We start from the raw sequence: 17,859 nt of genomic DNA, 5'->3' as shown, positions 1-17,859 counted from the left end.
ATTAACTAAAGCTAGGCTTTGTTTTTTCTTTGCTTTTAAATTTTTGGTATAAAGAACAAGTTTGCAAAAGCTCTTCATCTTTACCTATTGCCAATACTTTACCCTTATCCAATACTACTATTTTATCTGCATTTTCTATAGTGCTTAAACGATGTGCAACCACTAAAATCAATCTGTCTTGTTTTAAGTTTTCTATAGTTTTAACTATTGCTTTTTCACTTTCATTATCCAAAGCTGAAGTTGCTTCATCAAAAATAAGCACATCAGGATTTTTATATAAAGCTCTAGCGATTGCTATTCTTTGTTTTTGCCCTCCACTTAAGTTCTTACCATGTTCTTTCACTTCAGCCCAAATCCCGCCCATTTCTTTAACAAATTCATAGGCATTGGCCAATTTTAAAGCTTGGATGACTTTTTCTTCTTCTAACTCTTCGCTATAAGCAATATTTGCAGCAAAACTATCATTAAAAAGATAAATATTTTGCGTTACAAGTCCTATTTTAGCATGTAAGCTTTCTATGGTAAAAGTGCTAATATCTTCTTGATTAAGTAAAATTTTACCTTTTTGCTTTTCATAAAAATACATCAAAAGATTAATAATAGAAGATTTACCACCCCCACTTGTCCCTACAAGAGCAAGCATTTGCCCTTTAACAAAATCAAAATTTACGCCTTTTAAAACACTTTTATGCGGGTTTTCATAAGCAAATTCAACATTTTCAAAGCTAATTTTTTCAATGTTTTTTAATTCTTTGCTTCCACCTTTAATTTGAGGTTCTAAATCCAATAAATAAAAAGTTCTTTCACTTGCCGCAACAGCACCTTGAAGTTTTCCATATAAAGACGAAAGACGCTTTAAAGGAGTATATATCGCAAAAAGTGCCGAAACAAAACTGATAAAACTTCCCACACTCATAGAACCATTGATAACCTCTCTACCCCCTACAATAATCACCACAGCAACCCCAACAGAACCCATCATATCCATTAAAGGACTTGTAAGTGCATCAATACGTGCGGATTTTAGGTTTAATTTACATAAAGTATCATTATGCTTAGCAAATTTATCACTTTCTTTTTTTTCATTATCATTAGCTTTGATCAATTCAATATTTGAAAAAATTTCACCCAAATAAGAAAGTAAATCCGAATTTGTTTCTTGTATATTTCTTGCATATTTTTTAAGTTTTTTAGCAAACCATACCAAAGGAAAAATAGCTAAAGGCAAAATCACTAAAGCAAAAAAAGCCAAAGTAGGACTTTGATACAAGACTACCGCAAGCAGTCCTATAGCAGTTAAAAGCTCTCTAAAAAAATCAGGAATAATGTTTGATACTATACTTTGAAGTGTATTAATATCATTAGTACAACGACTTACAAGCTCTCCACTTCTATAGCGTTTAAAAAAATCCATATCCAAGCGTAAAATATTTTTCAAAACCCTAGCACGCAATACTCTTAACATATCTGTTCCTATAAAGGAAACATAAAAACTTTGTAAATAAGTTCCAAGATTTTTAAAAAAATACATCAATACTAGCAAAAAAGGCACTGTATAAAGTAAAGCTTCATTTTTTTCAACGAAAATATAATTTAAAATAGGTTCTAAAGCATAAAAACTTCCAGCAGTTCCTCCGCTTGCTAAAATCATACCAAAAATAGCTATAGCAAATTGTTTCCAATATCTTTTATAAAAGGGCTTAAAGCGTATTAAAACCTCTTTTAAATTCATCTCATTATGCATTTATTTTCTCCCAAATTGTTCCATTTGGAGTATCTAAAAGAGTGATTTTTTTACTATTTAATTGCTCTCTTATTGCATCAGCTGTGTTAAAATCTTTGTTTTTCTTAGCCTCAGTTCTTTCTAAAATTAACTTTTCAATCTCTTCTCGTTCTTCTTTGCTTACACCCCATTGAAAATATAAAGTTGTATCCATAAAACCAAAGCCAAAAATTTTAGCTAGCTCACTTAAAGCTTCTTTGATATTTTGTTTTAAAATTTTATTTTTGCTTTCTTTATCCAACTCTAAATTTGCACTACTGATAAAATCATCCAAAAGAGCTAAGGCTTTAGAAATATTTAAATCATCATTTAAAATCTCTAAAATTTGCTTAGCAATTTCGCTTTTTATTTCAATATCATTTAAAACATCAAAATCAGAAATTTCACCTAAATCCAATCTTTTTTTAAGGCGATAAAATTTATCTAAACGTTTTTTAGCATTTTCTAAATCCGATAAAGAATAATTAAAATGAGATCTATAATGAGAACTCAAAAGATAAAATCTTAAAGCCTCGCCCATAAATTCTTTTAAAGCATCTTTTATGAAAAAACTATTATTTAAACTTTTACTCATTTTTTCACCATCGATTTTTACAAAACCATTGTGAAGCCAAATATTTGCTAATTTTCTCTTACATCCACAACGACATTGCGTAGCTTCATTTTCATGATGAGGAAAAAGCAAATCTATCCCTCCAGCATGTATATCAAGAGTATTTTCAAAAATAGAATCAATCATAGCAACACATTCAGTATGCCAACCTGGACGCCCTTTGCCAAATTCACTTTCGTAAAAATTTTCATCAAATTTCCAAAGCACAAAATCACTTTCATTTCTTTTTTGCACTTCATTACTTAGACGAGAGATATTTTCTTCTAAATTGCGATTTGATAAGCTTAAATATTTTTCATCTTTACTTGTATCAAAATAAATTCCATCTTCTAGAGTATAAACAAACCCATCCTTAGCAAGCTTTTTAATCAAATCAAGCATAGCTGTTATATAATGCGTTGCACGAGGTTTAAAATCAGGATCTAATACATTTAAAACCCTCATATCCTCTTCATAACTTTTGATATAAAATTCCGTAATTTCCTCTAAAGTTTGACCACTTTGAGCCATTTTTTTCAAAATCTTATCATCAATATCTGTATAATTTCTAGCAAATTTTACCCTATTGCCCTGAGCAAGTAAAACCCTATGCAAAAGATCAAAACAAACACTACTTCTTGCATGTCCTAAATGTGCATCATCATAAACCGTAGGCCCGCATAAATAAATACTAATATCTTTTTTATCAAGTTTTATTTTCTCTTTTGTTACACTGTCTAATAATCTCATTAAAAAACTCCTTTAAAACTTGTAAAAATTCCTATAAAAAAACTTAAAATATAAGGTTTAACCAAAATAAGTAAGATTGTAAAAATAATCAAAGCAACTATAACCAATAAGCAAATTTTAATAGATATTAAAGCAAAAAATTTCTTAAAACCAAATTCTTTGATATTAGCTCCAAGCAAATAAAAAGCACTAATAGAGCTTGAAAGTGCTACTGCAATAACCTTTAAACTTTCATCTTTAATCAAAAATATAAAAGCCATAGAACATAAAGCACTGATAATTAAAGATTTTACCGCGATCCAAGCTGCTGTTTTTTGTTTAAATTTTGCATAAAGCCACAAAGAAAAAAGCTTTTGCAAACCAAAAGGTAAAAGCCCTATAAGATAAGCAATCAAAACATAAGCCGTAATCACACTATCTTCGTGAGTGAAATTTCCTCTTTCAAATAAAAGCTTTGAAATTTCCAAAGCAAATACAGAACCTACAATACTAGAAGCAATAAGCAAAATGCTTAAAAGCGCTAATGCTCTTTGCATAAATTTTAAGGCTAAATTTTCTTGATCACTTTTTAAATGTTTTAAAATTTTTGGAAAAGAAACTTGAGTTAAAGCGATAGCAAAAAGCGCAAGGGGGAGTTGGAAGACACGATTTGCATAATAAAGATAAGAAATACTCCCGCTCATTAAAAAACTAGCTATGGTTGTATCAAGCAATGAGCTAAATTGAGTCGCAGAAGAACCTAAAACTCCATGAAAAAAATTGCCATAAAAACCTTGTAATTTCGCCTTAGCTTTTTTAAATTTTATACTTAAAGCCATAGCACGGATTACAGGATTGTTTTTTAAAACAAGCAAATGTAAAATAAGCTGTGCTACCCCACTTAAAACCGTTGCATAAGAAAAATAATAAAGTGTATTTTGCGGTGCATTTTTATCCACAAAAAAGGCAGCTATAACAATACTTAAGTTAAATAATGCCGCAGAAAAAGAGGTAATGAAAAATTTTTGTCTATAATTTAAAATAGCTCCTAAAAAAGTAACTAAAAAAATAAAAAACAAATACCAAAAATTAATCGCCACCAAAGGAGCTGCTAAAGCTATAGTATCTGCGTTAAACCCAAAAGCAAAAAGCTTAGTAAAAAAAGAGGAGAAAAAACTTACCAAAAGACAAAATAAAAAAACTATAAGGCTAAATTGCATCATTACACTAACGCAAAAAGCTCCTTTTTTTTTCGCTTTTACAAAATTAGGCAAAAAACTTTGTCCAAAAGCTCCTTCTGCAAAAATTCTTCTAAAAAAAGCAGGCATTTTTAAAGCCACAAAAAAAATATCACTATAAAGCCCTGCTCCTAAAAAAAGTGCTATTAAAACATCTCTAGCAAGCCCTAAAATTCTTGAAAATAAAATTCCTAAAGCATTGATAATAAAATTTTTAAATACTAAACTCTTCATTAAATTTTTTCATAAATTTCAAAATATAAAGAGAACTATTTTAACTAAAATTGATTAAAAATTGACTATAATTACATTCTTAATTTTTTACAAGGGGAAAGTTTTGGCTTTGGATGAAAAAATTATTGCCTATACAGAAAATCCAGCTCGAGAGCTTTTAAGCGTAACTTCACGAACAAACCTTAGCTTAAATGAGCTTGATTTTAGTTTATTGGCATTTTCTACACAATATCGCTTTGGAGATTTAGAATGGGAAAAAATCTCTGAAAAAGAATTAACTCTTTTTGATAAAGATGAAATTTTTTTAAAAAACGATCTTCAAATCAAGCAAGAATACAAAATAGAAATTTTCCATGGTATAAACCAAAGCAAAGCATCTCAAGCAGTCAAACTAGTTGCGAATAAAAATTTAACCAAAATAATGGCTCAAATTGATTTTACAAATTTAGACTTTCATGAAAAACTAGCACTAGAACTTTTGCAAAATATTTATAAAAAGATGTTGAAACTTAAATTTTTAATAGGTATCCGCATTTTTGATTTTAAGAAAAATTTAATGTCTTTTTGTAACCAACATAAAAATACCCCTTTAAATAAAACTATACAAATCACCGTTGCACAAGGTATTGATCCTATAGAAAGTCAAGACGAATCCCTGATCTTGACTTATAAAGAAAAAACCAAAAACTACACTATCGATGAAAAACGCTCAGGTATTATTGTTGTTGATGAAAATGAAGTTGTTTTAAAACACGCCAAATTTAAACAAGGTAAAGAAGGAAAAGACTTAAATTTACACACCTTAAAAGTTTTAGCCGCAAATGAAAATAAAGTTAAATTTTCTTGTTCTTCGGCTTTTAAACAAGTAGAGCAAGATGGATACACAGAATATATAGCCTTAAAAAAAGGTTATGTAGTACAAGATGGTGAAAAATTTGATATCGCCAATGAACTAGATTTTCATGGAGTAGATTTTAAAAATATAGGGATTATAAGAGCTGGACTAGACAAAAATGTCAAAATCAATATAAAATTTCTTTCAGAAGTAGAAGATGCTGTAAATTCTGGCGTTGGGATAGAATGTGAAGAATTAAATGTAGTCGGAAGCGTAGGAAGCAACACTCAACTTAATGCCACTAAAATGAAAATTGAAGGCACTACACACTCTAAAGCCAAAATTCAAGCCAAACAAGCCTATATAAAAACTCATAGGGGATTTGCAGAAGCCGAAATTTTAAATATAGATTTGCTCGAAGGGGGAACAATCAAAGCCAAAGAAGTGAGAATTAAAAAAAGTTTAGGTGGAAATATACAAGCTGATAAAATATATATAGAAAATTTAGAAAGTAATAATTCTTGTGTGTTTTTTGAAAACACCACAATAGAACACATCAACGGGGATAATAATAAATTTCATGCTAAAATTAAAACTCTTGATAAAAATTATGATGAAAAATTTGCGATTTTAGGAGAGCAAATTTCTAAGTTAAATCATAAAATAAATAAAATAAGACAATACATTTTATCAAGCAAAAATGGAATTTTAAGCATTGAAAAAAAGATAACAGAACTTAAAAATCAAGGTCAAAATGTTCCTGTACAATACGAAAAAGCCCTAAAAGATTTCTCTTTACAAAATCTTGAATTAAATAAATTACAAAATGAAGAAAAAGAACTTCTTGAACGCAAAAAATCTTTACAATTAGAATTAATCAATTTGCAAAAAATGCTTTTTGAAGCAACTTTTATAAATAAAAGCGGCAAATGGACTGATATGAATGAGATCAAATTTTCACTTCTAGAGCCTAAAGAAGATGTTTTTTACTCTTCATTTGTTAATGAAAGTGCTAAATTCATAGGCATTAAAAAAGTCATACAAAACAACCAAGAAAGTATAGAAATACATAAAAAATTAGATTATAAAGAAAAGGATATAGCATGGTTGTCGGCATCGAAGGAATAATCACAAAAAAAGAACCTACTTTTATCATTGTTAAATGCGCTAGTGGTTTAAGCTATGGGATATTTATTTCGCTTTTTTGTTCTGCTAAAATTCAAACTCAAGAAAAGCATGAGTTTTTTATCACTCAAATCATCAAAGAAGATTCTAATAAATTTTATGGCTTTTTGGATAAAGATGAACAAAAAATGTTTGAAATGCTTTTAAAAGTCAATGGAGTGGGTGCAAATACTGCTATGGCGGTATGCTCTAGTCTTGATGTAAATTCTTTTTACAAAGCGTTAAGTTTGGGCGATGAAAGCGTGCTTAAAAAAGTACCTGGCATAGGTCCAAAAAGTGCAAAACGCATTATAGTAGAACTTTCTGACACAAAAACCAAACTTGAAAATGTAAGCGATGATAAAAGCGAAGCCTTAGCCGCACTTCTTACTCTAGGCTTTAAACAAGAAAAAATCATAAGTGTTTTAGCAAGTGCTCAAGCAACAAGCACAAGCGAACTCATCAAAGAAGCTCTTAAAAAACTAGGATAAAGGAATAAAATGAAATTTGCAATACTTTTTGGCGGAAATTCTTATGAACATGAGATCAGTATAGTAAGTGCTGTAGTACTTAAAAAAGTTATCAATCAAAATTTAGAATTTATTTTTTGTGATGAAGAAAGAAGATTTTATCATATCCCAAGTGAAAAAATGAATTCTAAAACTTTTAGCACCAAAGCTTATAAAAAAGAAAAAGAACTTTTCATCAAACAAGGAGGTTTTTTTAGCAAAGGCTTTTTAAAAGAAAATAAACTAGAGTGCGAATGCGTGATCAATCTTATCCATGGTAGAGATGGAGAAGATGGAAAAATTGCGGCTTTATTTGAGTTTTATTCTATTAAATTTATAGGACCTAGGCTTGAAGCTAGTATATTATCTTTCAACAAAGAACTTACCAAACTTTATGCCAAAAGCGTTGGAGTAAAAACACTTGATTATACCATGCTAAGAAAAAATCAAAACTCTAAAGAAAAGCTTAATTTTCCTTGCATTATCAAACCTGCAAGACTTGGAAGTAGCATAGGTATTAGTATAGTAAAAGATGAAAAAGATTTAGAATACGCCAAAGATGTGGGTTTTGAATTTGATAATGATCTTGTAGTGGAAGAATTTAAAAACAATATCAAAGAATACAATCTTGCAGGATGTATGATCAATGATGAGTTTGTTTTTTCCATCATAGAAGAGCCAAAGAAAAAAGAATTTTTAGACTTTGAACAAAAATATCTTAGCTTTTCAGGACACAATGAGCTTATAGAAGCGGATTTAAGCGAAGAATTAAAAGAAAAACTCGAAGACAGTTTTAAAAAGATCTACAATCCTTTGTTTAAAGGTGCTTTAATACGCTGCGATTTTTTTATACTGGATAATGAAACATATTTAAATGAAATCAACCCAAATCCTGGTTCTTTGGCTAATTATCTTTTTAAAGATTTTAATACCACTTTAAACGCTTTAGCTGATCAAATTTCACTTGAAAAAATGATAAAAATCAACTACAACTTCCTTCACTCCATCAACGGACAAAAAGGAAAATTATAAGCTTTTAAGTCAAAATACGCTAAATTATACATAAAATTTAGCGTATTTTAGGAAGAAAAATGCTCTCTTTTAAACAAGATGAAATTTACACTGCCACCGAGGTGGTAAGAAATTTTAGCCCCATTATGGAAAAACTCAAAAAAAGTGAAAGTGGAAAAATAGTTATTTTAAAAAATAACAAATTTGAAGCTGTAATGCTTAGTATGAAAGAATTTGAACGCTTACAAAATGCCATGCAACTTTTAGAAAATATCTACAAAAATCAAAAGGCTTAAAATGGCTCAAACTCAACTTTCTTATAAAAACAAAACTTATCAAATTTCTTATGAAATTTTAGGCGATCTTTCCTTACCGCAAATACTTATCTTACACGGCTGGGGAGCTAATAAAGAACTTATGAAGCAAAGTTTTTGTCCTTTTTTAAAAGATTTTTGTCAAATTTATATGGATTTGGCGGGTTTTGGAAATTCAAGCGTGGAAGAAATTTTAAACACTCAAGATTACGCCAATATCACAGAACTTTTTTTAAAACAAAAAAAACTCAATGTCTGTTTTTTCATGGGGCATTCTTTTGGTGGAAAAGTAAGTACCCTACTCGCAAAAGAAAAAGACACTCTAATCTTACTTTCAAGTGCGGGAATTTTGGCTAAAAAATCCCCAAAAGTGCGTTTTAAAATCCGTATTTTTAAAATTTTAAAACTCTTTGGTTTGGGAAAATTTTATCGCTATTTTGCTAGTAAAGATGGAGCAAATCTTAGTCCTATGATGTATGAAACCTTTAAAAGGGTTGTTGATGAGGATTTTAGTGAAATTTTTGCCAAGCAAAAGGCTAAAAGCTTGGTTTTTTGGGGGAAAAGCGATGAATCTACGCCTTTGTATTGTGGTGAAAAAATGCATCAATTTTTAAAAAATAGCACTTTTTATCCTTTAGAGGGAGATCATTTTTTCTTTTTAAAACATTCTGCTTTCATAGCTCAAAAAATTAAGGAAATTTAAATGCTTGTCAATACTCTTTATTTTATCAATTCTTTATTTTTTAATTTTTGTATAGCTTTTTATCTTATGAGTGCTTTACAATGGTATTCTTATAAATTTAAACGCGTGTTTTTTCATTATCATAAACCTTTGTGGCATTTGTATTTTTTATTTATTCCTTATTTTTTATTCTTAGCTTTTCCTTTATACTCTTTGGCATATTTTGCATTGATCCATACTCCGATTTTGTATTTTTGGAACAAAGGTATAGATAAAAAGCTTGTTTTTACAAGTAAGGTTAAATGGTTTTTTGTTTTTGTTTTTGTTTATAATGCTATTTTTGCTATCCTTGCTTTGCGTTTTTCTTTTCTTTTTAATCTTTTTAGCCTTCCTTTTGCTTTATTTAGTCTTAAAATTTATGAGTTTTTTACAAATTTATATTATAAAAAACAAGCCAAAGCCAAACTAAGAGCCAATGAAAATTTAAAAATCATACTCATTACCGCAAGTTTTGGAAAAACAAGTATTAAAAATTTTTTATACGAACTTTTAAAAGATGACTTTAAAAGCTACAAAACACCACGCTCTGTCAATACCTTGCTAGGCATAGTTGCTGATATCAACACCAATTTAAGCCAAGATACTCAAATTTACATAGCTGAAGCAGGTGCTAGACTTAAAGGCGATATTGATGAAATCACGCGTTTTTTACAACCTCACATCAGCATAGTAGGAGAGATAGGCAATGCACATTTAGAGTATTTTAAAAGTGTTGAAAATATCCGCTCAACCAAACTTGAAGCCTTAAATTCCAAAAGACTAGAAAAGGCTTTTTTACACTCTAGCACCCAAAAAGAAGAAGATAAGCTCATCAACCTTTATGATGATAAATTAAGTCTTATTCATTCAAGTCTTGAAGGTTTAGAATTTAAAATCGATATAGAAAATAAATCCTATGATTTTAAAAGTCAAATTTTAGGGGATTTTAATGCGCAAAATCTTTGTGTTTGTATACTTTGTGCTCATTATCTTGGCATAAAACTAGAAAAAATTCAAAAGCAAGTTTTAAATATAAACTCCGTAGAACATCGCTTGCAAGTGCTTTCAAGAGAGCCTAAATTTATTATAGATGATGGTTTTAATGGAAATTTTAAAGGTATGAGCACAAGCTATAAACTTTGTAAAAGCTATAAAGGACGCAAAGTTTTAGTAAGTCCTGGTATAGTGGAAGTAAGCGAAGAAGAAAATATAAAACTTGCTAAAATCATCAATGAGTGTTTTGATCTTGCTATCATTAGTGCACAAATCAATGCTGAAATTTTCAAAAAAGAGTTAAAAATAAAAACCATTATACTTAAAGAAAAGAGTCAGCTAGTTCAAACTCTAGCTAAAGAAACAAAACACGGAGATTTAATACTCTTTTCAAACGATGCACCTAGCTTTATGTGATTCGCATAAGTATTTGCAAATGTCATCATTTTCAATTTGACTTCGTGCAAATACTTCTTTAAACCCTAGTCTGCCCTATAAGATTATTAAGTCTATCCATTATATTATTTACAAAAGAATTTATACTTTCATTACTTGCTTTCCAGCCATTAGCTTTTGCTTGATTAAATTCTCTATCAAACCAAGCTCCACCATAACCTATACTTGTATTTTGCCAAGCAACCCCTTTTTCCATTGCATATATATCTGCATCAAGCCAGCCATCTTGTGCATAACCTTTTAATAAACTTGCAAAATCAACTTTGCCTGTCATGATGTCATCTAAGGAAGTTAATGATCCATCAAAGCTTTCTTTGGCCATAGCTTCAGCATAAGACTTAGCTATAGGATTTAATGTTGCACTACCTTCTCTTGGCGATACACCCGTTGATTTTAAAAAACTCATAAACAAAGCCTCTTTAGAGTAACTTCCATCTTCATTTTGTGGATAAACTGACATATCAGGATTAAAAGTATCTATTGCAGTGTCTTTATCTAAATTTTGAGTTTGCATACTTTGCGGAGTGAAATTTAATGGTTGTAAGCCTATGTTAACATGCCCAAACATTCCTAATTGTTCTGCTTCATTATATCGTTCTTGTGTATTATAATAGTTTGCTATTGTTAGCTTATCATAATTTTTCGGCATAATACCTATAGTTTTATCAGATGATAATTCACTAATTCCCTTAGGCATAGAATTTATATCTGCTTGGCTAAAACTTGTTTTATCATTTGGAAAACTTTGACCTAAAGCATTAGAAAAAAGATTATAATATTGTTTTATGGTTTCAGCCATATCGATATTAGTATAATACTCGCTTACGCCTAAGTATTCTTTTGTACTTGAAACAACAGGATCATTTTCGGCAGCTTTTTTAATCTCATCCAAAGTAGATTTATGTATCTTAAAATCTTTTGGTAATCCTGCAGCCTTATTAAAATCACTTCCCATATAACCATCTTTATCTACACTATAACCATAGGCTGTATTGGTAGAAGTGCTTATATCTGCTTGTTTGTATTTTAGAGTATAAATAGAGTTTTTAAACTCACTTGATATATCATAGTTGGGAGAACTTGTTTTACTACTTATACTAAAATTAGTATTATTGCTAGTATTTGATATATTAGTAGAATTTAATACTTCACTTCTTGCTAGAGTTTGTGAATTTGCATTTTGAATTTCATTTAATTTACTAGCATTTTGTTTTAAAAAAGCATTAGCAAAACTTATTTTAGAATTTTCTTTACTTTCTTTATTGGCTTTTGCTTGTGAAAGTATAGAGCCGTAGTTTGAGTTATCATTGATGCTAAAGATACTCATATTAATTCCTTAATTTAGATTTTTCTGCCTTCAACCTAAATATATTAAAATAATATAAGCAAAATCTGTTCCGTTTTGGGGTGAAAAGAAAATATTTATCACACCAAAGGTAAGGTAAAATAAAAATTCTTAGGATCGCTTTGAAAACTTAACTCTCCCTTATGGGCGTTTATGATTTCTTTAGAAAGAGACAAGCCAAGCCCATTGCCTTTAAGTTTTGTTGTTTTAAAAGCTTCAAAAACCAATTTCTCATCTTTTATTTCACAACCATTATCATACACTCTGATGCATATTTTTTCATTATCACAACTTGCTAAAATTTTAATCATAGGCTTTTCACATTCGCTTTCTTCTATCGCATCAATAGCATTATAAATCAAATTTTGCAAAACCAAACCAAGAAGAGCTTTATCAGCACAAATCTGCTTATCCAAAAAAGATATTTCAAAGTCTATTTGAGAAGTGAAATTATAAGAGTTAATGGCACTTTCACACTCTTCTTTTAACTCTAAAAGATTAAAATTTAAAGCATTGATGTGCACACCCTTAGTAAAAAGTAAAGTTGAATTTACGATACGCTCTACTCTAGCAATAGCCTTTTGGATTTCAAGAACTATATGCTTATTTTTAAGCTCACTACGAGCAAAAAGAGTTGAAGCAAGCAAAGATATAGATCCAATAGGATTTCTTATCTCATGTGCCAAATGAGCCGCTACACTACCCATGCTTGCAAGCCTTTCATTGCGTTTTTCATCGCTAATATCTGTAGCTGAAACTATAGTTTTTTCATTATGTGCTATGATTTTTACCGCATAAAACCTACCTTCAAATTCAAGCTCATCGCGAATTTTATCAAGACTAATGATACTAAGTAATTTTGGATTTTTCAAGGCTTCTTGATTTTGTAAAATAATATTTTTTTCTTTATCTAAAATCCAAAGTGCACTAGGCAATACCTCTATAATCTCATCAACCATTGCACGTAAGGAATTATAGTTTTCATTTAAAGTTTTGTATTCATTTTCTATTACATAAGTTTGTTCTATAAGACTTTCTAAGCCTTTTTGTAGGGTTTCTTTTTCATTTGAGTCTAAACTTTTTAAAATACTTTCATTCATTTATCATTCCTCTAATAAAATCTTAAAATCATTCAAATCAAGTAAAAGCAAATTCTGTTCGCATATTTTATCAAATTCCTTGCTAAAACCATTTTTTGAGATTATAATGTAATAATTTGGAGCCAAATTTAAAGACTTTGCTTTTGATTTTAAAAGATTTAAAATATTTTTACAAATTTTTTTATTTTTAAATTTAACTTCTCCGACAAAACACAAATTTTCATCTTGATAATAAAGATCAAGTTCTAAATTCTTATCCCAGTAGCTTTGCACTCCATTGATATTGAATTTTTTCTCAAGCAATTCTCTAGAAAGTTGCTCAAAACAAAAACTTTGATAAAGCTCAAATTTTTCCTTAATGCATTCTAAAACTTCTTTATAACGATTTTGCAAAATAAGCTTTTCATTGGGCTTTAAAAAATAAAAAAAGAAACGAGTAAAATGGTTGCCAAATATAATCTTATCTTGGACAACATAAGATCTTAGTTCTTTTTTGATTTTTTGTCTTTTATCTTTTATTTTTTTAGCTTCCTTACTATACTCAAGTTTTATTATACCTGTTTCTAAAAGATATTTAAGTGTAGATAAAGCTTTAAAATGCTGAATTTTTCTATTGATAGAAAAACGCTTGCGATTGTTTTTAGCTAGCAAAGTAAGAGCATAAGAACTTGTTTCATCCAAGGCGAAATAACTTTTAATTTTTAGATAATCATCAAGCAAAATTCGCTCTATATTTGTAAATACATCGTCTTCAAAATTTAAAATGTTTAATTTTTCAAAACCTTCAAACACACTATAAAAATCAAAAAGCTTACTTAAAGACAAATTCTTATGCAAATCTACAAAGTTCTTAAATTTTATATTTTTCCTTTTATAAAGCATTTTTATAGTATAATTTTAGCAAATTTTTATAAGGATTGTATTTGCAAATTTCAGATTTAAAAAAAGAATTGATCTTAAAAAAAGGTATTTTGCATTTTGACTTCACAGCAAGTGCTTTAGCTCTAAAATGTGTAGAAAAAGAAATTTCAAAAATTCTCCCAACCTATGCAAACACACATTCTGATAGCTCTTTAAATTCTTTTAAAACTCAACAAATTTACGAACAAGCAAGAAAAGATATAAAAAAAAGTTTATCATTAGATGAAAATTTTGCCCTTATAGCCTGCGGAACAGGATCAAGCAGTGCTATTAAAAAATTTCAAGAATTGATCGGCATTTACATTCCCCCTCTTGTAAAAGAAAGATATTTTACGCAAATTGATAAAAATACTTTACCTTTAGTTATCGTAGGGCCTTATGAGCATCATTCTAATGAACTTTCATTTCGAGAAGGCTTGTGCGAATGTATTAGAATTCCCTTGGATAAAAATGGGGAAATTGATTTTGATTTTCTAGAAAAAACTTTACAAAAAAACAAAAAAAGAAAAATAATCGCTAGCTTTTCTTTAGCTTCAAATGTTACTGGGATACTAAGTGATTACAAACGCATTTCTGAAATGGTTCGTAAATTTAAAGGGATAGTTGCTTTTGATGCATCTAGTTTTATTCCCTATAAAAACATATCTTGTCAATACTATGATGCGTTGTTTATAAGTTCTCATAAATTAATCGGTGGTATTGGCGGTTCTGGACTTTTAGCTATCAAAAAAGATCTTTGTGGAAACAAGCCTAGCTTTGCAGCAGGTGGAACTGTGGGCTATGTTTCTCGCACTTCACAATGCTACCTTTGTAATGAAGAATCTTTAGAGGAAGGAGGAACACCTGGAATTTTACAACTCATTCGCGCTAGCTTAGCTTTTAAAATCAAAGATTCTATAGGGGTTAAAAATATAGAAAAAAAAGAAGAAATTTTAAAAGATTATTTTTTTGAAAAACTAAAAACTATACCTAATTTAATTTTATACGCAAAGAATTTAAAAACCCGATTGCCTATTTTTGCTTTCAATATCAAAGGAATTTCTCCTTTTGATATCGCTTACGAACTTAGTAAAAAATACCACATAGAAACACGTGCTGGATGTGCTTGTGCTGGGCCTTATGGTCATGATTTGCTAGACTTAAAAGATAATCAAAAACTTAAAACAAAACCAGGCTGGTTAAGAATAAGCTTGCATTATACGCATGAAAAAGAGGATATTGATTATTTTTTTAATGCTTTAAATAAAACTATAGTAAAATTATCGCATTAAAATATTATAGTTTTATTATTATGTATAAAAATTCTATCTTCAAAAACCAAATCAAGTGCTTTTGAAAGAACATCTTTTTCTATATTTCTACCTGCTTGTTGCATATCTTGCCAAGTAAATTCATGGTTTACAGGCGAAACAGCTTGAGTGATAATAGGACCTTCATCAAGATTATTATTTACAAAATGTGCCGTAGCTCCAATTATTTTAACCCCTCTTTCAAAGGCTTGTTTATAAGGATTTGCTCCTATAAATGCAGGTAAAAAAGAATGGTGAATATTTATAATCTTGCCTTCAAAATACCTAACAAAATCAGGAGATAAAATTCGCATATATTTTGCTAAAACCAAATAATCAAATTTATATTGTTCAAGACATTTTAAAATCTGATTTTCTTGCTCTTTACGATCTAAATTTTCAGCGCTGATAAAATGATAAGGAATTTCAAATTTCTCAACTAAATCCTTTAAAGAGTTGTGATTTGAAATCACAGCTTTGATATTTGCTTCAAGTTCGTTACTATAATGCTTTATTAGCAAATCTCCCAAACAATGACTTTCTTTAGTAACAAAAACAACAATATCTTTTTTTCTCTTCTCGCAAAGCTCTATCAAGGCTTCTTGTCCAAGCATAGCCTCAAGCGTTCCTATAAAAGCTTCTTTATCAAACTCACCTTCTAAAAGAGCACGAAAAAAAAACATTCCTTTACCTACAAATTCATCGTTTTTTACTATATTGATATGATATTTAAAAATAACATCAGAAATTCTATAGATTAAACCTTTTTGATCTTTGGTGCAAATTTTTAATACAGAAATCATTTAGCTAAACCTTTTATATATTCTTTTAATTCATTCTCTCTTGCTTCTTGAAGCTTTAAACCAAGAATTTTACCACAAAATCCAGCATTTATGAAATCTTTTGCTAAAATTTTACTTTCAAACTTATTCTCATAAAGCCCCAATCTTTTAGCTTGCTCAATACGCTTTTTACTCCAAAGTCCAAGCCATTCCTTCAAAGGCATTTCAAAAGCAATTTTTGCTAGTTCAAAATCACTTATATCATCAAGATAAAAAGCTTGATTTGCGTATTTTAGGTATTCTTTTTTAAGTTTAGTTCTTTTAAAAAATATATCTTTTTCTAAATTAAAAAAATTCAAATACAAATACAAGAATAAAGCATCGCTTTTTACAAATTCTCTACTTTGTCTGAGTAAATTTTGAAATTCCAAACTCTTAAAAACACTCTCAAAGCCGAAAACCTGTTTCTCTAAGCCAAGTTCTTGTAAATATCTATAGCCGACATCAAGTCTAGGACTTTTAAAGAATTTATAAAGCTCTGCATTGATCCTATCTTTGCTAAGATCAGTTATATCCATACTTTGCATCAATTTCAAGCTTTCGCTAGTTATCTTAAAGTTAAACCTTGAAGCAAATACTACCGCTCTTAATACCCTTAAACTATCCTCTTGAAAGCTTTGTTTATCAATATGCCTTAAAAAGCCTGCTCCTAGATCTTTTAATCCTCCATAAAAATCTAAAAACTCATCGTTAAAAAGATTAATCATCATAGAATTTATGGTAAAATCGCGTCTTTTGGCACCAAGTTTTTCATCATTACAAATTTGAACTTCAAAACCTTTATGTCCATAGCTTATTTTATTTTCGGTTCTAGCAAGAGCTAAATCATAATTTTTAAACTTATACACAAAAAAACTTTTTCCAAAGCCTTGTGCGCCCAATTTTTGCATAATCTTTTCAAAATCTTTAGGTTTTATATCATAAAGCTCTATATCATAGTCACAAATTTTTAAGCCTAAAAACAAATCCCTAACGCTACCTCCAACCAAATACGCTCGTTTGGTATAAGGCTTTAAAAACTCAGCAATAAACTGTAAATCGGGATTATTTTTTAAGCTTATCTTCGATATTTGCAAGTAAAAACTCTAAAAAATTTATGGTCAAGTTTAACCTATTTTCAAGATCATCTTTTTTTATGCTATTTAAACCTTCAAAAAGAACTAAAATTCTCTCTCTAAGATGTTTTAAAAAAATGTCCTCATTAAGTGTTTGAACCTCTGTCATAACACTAGGATTTAAAATTTCACTTTGTAAAAAAGGCTCTTCTTTTTTAAACTCTTTATTTTCCTGAGTAGAAATTTCAATATTATTTTGTATTTTTTGCTCTTCTTCAAATTTTGCCATAGAAATTTTATCTTCTAAGTCTTGCGGAGTATCAAGCTCTTCGCATACAAACTCCATAGGTGGTAATTCATCTTTTATTTCAGTTTTTCTATTTAATTCTTGTTCTTTTAAAATTTCATTTTGTCTTCTTTGCTCTTCCATGATAGAGCTAACTTCGCTAATGGTTTTTTTAGCTAAATCTTCCAAATTCATATTTTTATCAACCACCTTTTAAATTCATTAATTTCTTCATCGCTTTTCATATTAATAAAAAAATCCAACATTTGAGTGTTTAAGTCTTTATGCTTGGATCTAAAACCACTAAGACGACGAACCGCATCGATAGCGTTTTGATTATCCGGATCTTCTTTTAAGATATTTTTATAAATTTCTAAAGCTTCGTCTTTTAACCCTTGAGCCTCATAGATAGAAGCTTCAGTGACTGTATTTTTCATCACTG

The 17,859-nt window shown here is 29.3% G+C and carries 17 protein-coding genes; 7 read left to right on the top strand and 10 right to left on the bottom strand.

Annotated elements, in window-relative coordinates:
• Window position 1: 1 nt before the first annotated feature.
• Genes msbA through murJ form a run of 3 tightly spaced genes read right to left on the bottom strand, consistent with a single transcriptional unit; the run spans window position 2 to window position 4,576 of the window.
• Window positions 2–1,744 carry an ABC transporter ATP-binding protein gene (gene msbA / locus AT682_RS03840; protein ID WP_002882897.1) on the bottom strand — a complete coding sequence of 581 codons (1,743 nt, stop codon included), beginning with the start codon at window positions 1,742–1,744 and terminating at the stop codon, window positions 2–4.
• The gene (gene cysS / locus AT682_RS03835) at window positions 1,737–3,125 is read right to left on the bottom strand and encodes a cysteine--tRNA ligase (RefSeq protein ID WP_002882895.1); all 1,389 of its coding nucleotides are present in this window, start codon (window positions 3,123–3,125) and stop codon (window positions 1,737–1,739) included. The genes msbA and cysS overlap by 8 nt, the downstream gene beginning before the upstream one ends.
• Window positions 3,125–4,576, bottom strand: a complete 1,452-nt coding sequence (gene murJ / locus AT682_RS03830) for a murein biosynthesis integral membrane protein MurJ (protein ID WP_052773687.1) — start codon at window positions 4,574–4,576, stop codon at window positions 3,125–3,127. The genes cysS and murJ overlap by 1 nt, the downstream gene beginning before the upstream one ends.
• A gap of 103 nt (window positions 4,577–4,679) precedes the next feature.
• On the opposite strand from murJ, the gene AT682_RS03825 reads away from it, so the two are divergent.
• From AT682_RS03825 to murF, 6 genes are read left to right on the top strand one after another with little or no spacing between them, the layout of a single operon-like run.
• A complete protein-coding gene (locus AT682_RS03825; RefSeq protein WP_004306956.1) occupies window positions 4,680–6,539 on the top strand; it encodes a flagellar assembly protein A in 1,860 nt (619 codons plus the stop codon).
• On the top strand, window positions 6,515–7,066 hold the full coding sequence (ruvA, locus tag AT682_RS03820; protein ID WP_002933558.1) for a Holliday junction branch migration protein RuvA: 552 nt from the start codon (window positions 6,515–6,517) through the stop codon (window positions 7,064–7,066). The genes AT682_RS03825 and ruvA overlap by 25 nt, the downstream gene beginning before the upstream one ends.
• A gap of 9 nt (window positions 7,067–7,075) precedes the next feature.
• A complete protein-coding gene (gene ddlA / locus AT682_RS03815; RefSeq protein ID WP_004306951.1) occupies window positions 7,076–8,116 on the top strand; it encodes a D-alanine--D-alanine ligase in 1,041 nt (346 codons plus the stop codon).
• A gap of 59 nt (window positions 8,117–8,175) precedes the next feature.
• Window positions 8,176–8,391 (top strand): type II toxin-antitoxin system Phd/YefM family antitoxin, encoded by a 216-nt coding sequence (locus AT682_RS03810; RefSeq protein ID WP_002852622.1) that lies wholly within the window; start codon window positions 8,176–8,178, stop codon window positions 8,389–8,391.
• Between the two features lies 1 nt (window position 8,392).
• Window positions 8,393–9,112: an EstV family lipase gene (gene estV, locus AT682_RS03805; RefSeq protein WP_002883172.1), complete on the top strand. Its 720-nt coding sequence runs from the start codon at window positions 8,393–8,395 to the stop codon at window positions 9,110–9,112.
• Complete coding sequence (gene murF / locus AT682_RS03800; protein WP_002860764.1) at window positions 9,113–10,540, top strand: Mur ligase family protein; 1,428 nt, start codon at window positions 9,113–9,115, stop codon at window positions 10,538–10,540.
• Between the two features lie 58 nt (window positions 10,541–10,598).
• Here the strand turns inward: murF and AT682_RS03795 are convergent, their stop codons facing one another.
• The 3 genes from AT682_RS03795 to AT682_RS03785 form a co-directional block, all read right to left on the bottom strand.
• A complete protein-coding gene (locus tag AT682_RS03795) occupies window positions 10,599–11,906 on the bottom strand; it encodes a Cj0814 family flagellar-dependent secreted protein (RefSeq protein ID WP_016818247.1) in 1,308 nt (435 codons plus the stop codon).
• Between the two features lie 98 nt (window positions 11,907–12,004).
• Window positions 12,005–13,024 (bottom strand): fla regulon two-component system sensor histidine kinase FlgS, encoded by a 1,020-nt coding sequence (gene flgS, locus AT682_RS03790; protein WP_002859823.1) that lies wholly within the window; start codon window positions 13,022–13,024, stop codon window positions 12,005–12,007.
• A 3-nt stretch (window positions 13,025–13,027) separates the two neighbouring features.
• The gene (locus AT682_RS03785) at window positions 13,028–13,906 is read right to left on the bottom strand and encodes a DUF234 domain-containing protein (protein WP_079263886.1); all 879 of its coding nucleotides are present in this window, start codon (window positions 13,904–13,906) and stop codon (window positions 13,028–13,030) included.
• A gap of 35 nt (window positions 13,907–13,941) precedes the next feature.
• Between AT682_RS03785 and AT682_RS03780 the strand changes: the two genes are divergently transcribed.
• Window positions 13,942–15,216, top strand: a complete 1,275-nt coding sequence (locus AT682_RS03780; protein ID WP_079263887.1) for an aminotransferase class V-fold PLP-dependent enzyme — start codon at window positions 13,942–13,944, stop codon at window positions 15,214–15,216.
• Here the strand turns inward: AT682_RS03780 and purU are convergent.
• Genes purU through AT682_RS03760 form a run of 4 tightly spaced genes read right to left on the bottom strand, consistent with a single transcriptional unit; the run spans window position 15,213 to window position 17,857 of the window.
• Window positions 15,213–16,037, bottom strand: a complete 825-nt coding sequence (gene purU, locus AT682_RS03775) for a formyltetrahydrofolate deformylase (protein ID WP_002883352.1) — start codon at window positions 16,035–16,037, stop codon at window positions 15,213–15,215. The genes AT682_RS03780 and purU overlap by 4 nt on opposite strands.
• A complete protein-coding gene (gene cca / locus AT682_RS03770; RefSeq protein WP_016818248.1) occupies window positions 16,034–17,152 on the bottom strand; it encodes a tRNA nucleotidyltransferase/poly(A) polymerase-related protein in 1,119 nt (372 codons plus the stop codon). The genes purU and cca overlap by 4 nt, the downstream gene beginning before the upstream one ends.
• Entirely contained in the window at window positions 17,121–17,612 is a 492-nt protein-coding gene (gene ciaD, locus AT682_RS03765; protein WP_002856776.1) for an effector protein CiaD, read from the bottom strand. Before ciaD ends, cca begins: the two co-directional genes overlap by 32 nt.
• Window positions 17,609–17,857, bottom strand: coding sequence for a tetratricopeptide repeat protein (locus AT682_RS03760; protein WP_002859818.1), 249 nt, complete (start codon window positions 17,855–17,857; stop codon window positions 17,609–17,611). Before AT682_RS03760 ends, ciaD begins: the two co-directional genes overlap by 4 nt.
• Window positions 17,858–17,859 lie beyond the last annotated feature (2 nt).

Origin of the sequence: Campylobacter jejuni, assembly GCF_001457695.1 — a bacterium.
Taxonomy (GTDB): domain Bacteria; phylum Campylobacterota; class Campylobacteria; order Campylobacterales; family Campylobacteraceae; genus Campylobacter_D; species Campylobacter_D jejuni.
The sequence above is the reverse complement of the archived record's forward strand: the minus strand, read 5'-3'. Positions and strand labels throughout refer to the sequence as shown.

What these genes read in the sequence shown, in the direction of transcription:
- murJ (WP_052773687.1), bottom strand. Translation starts at nt 4,576, where the DNA reads ATGAAGAGTTTAGTATTTAAAAATTTTATTATCAATGCTTTAGGAATT.
- AT682_RS03785 (WP_079263886.1), bottom strand. Translation starts at nt 13,906, where the DNA reads ATGCTTTATAAAAGGAAAAATATAAAATTTAAGAACTTTGTAGATTTG.
- estV (WP_002883172.1), top strand. Translation starts at nt 8,393, where the DNA reads ATGGCTCAAACTCAACTTTCTTATAAAAACAAAACTTATCAAATTTCT.
- murF (WP_002860764.1), top strand. Translation starts at nt 9,113, where the DNA reads ATGCTTGTCAATACTCTTTATTTTATCAATTCTTTATTTTTTAATTTT.
- msbA (WP_002882897.1), bottom strand. Translation starts at nt 1,744, where the DNA reads ATGCATAATGAGATGAATTTAAAAGAGGTTTTAATACGCTTTAAGCCC.
- flgS (WP_002859823.1), bottom strand. Translation starts at nt 13,024, where the DNA reads ATGAATGAAAGTATTTTAAAAAGTTTAGACTCAAATGAAAAAGAAACC.
- ruvA (WP_002933558.1), top strand. Translation starts at nt 6,515, where the DNA reads ATGGTTGTCGGCATCGAAGGAATAATCACAAAAAAAGAACCTACTTTT.
- cysS (WP_002882895.1), bottom strand. Translation starts at nt 3,125, where the DNA reads ATGAGATTATTAGACAGTGTAACAAAAGAGAAAATAAAACTTGATAAA.
- ddlA (WP_004306951.1), top strand. Translation starts at nt 7,076, where the DNA reads ATGAAATTTGCAATACTTTTTGGCGGAAATTCTTATGAACATGAGATC.
- ciaD (WP_002856776.1), bottom strand. Translation starts at nt 17,612, where the DNA reads ATGAATTTGGAAGATTTAGCTAAAAAAACCATTAGCGAAGTTAGCTCT.
- AT682_RS03810 (WP_002852622.1), top strand. Translation starts at nt 8,176, where the DNA reads ATGCTCTCTTTTAAACAAGATGAAATTTACACTGCCACCGAGGTGGTA.
- AT682_RS03795 (WP_016818247.1), bottom strand. Translation starts at nt 11,906, where the DNA reads ATGAGTATCTTTAGCATCAATGATAACTCAAACTACGGCTCTATACTT.
- purU (WP_002883352.1), bottom strand. Translation starts at nt 16,037, where the DNA reads ATGATTTCTGTATTAAAAATTTGCACCAAAGATCAAAAAGGTTTAATC.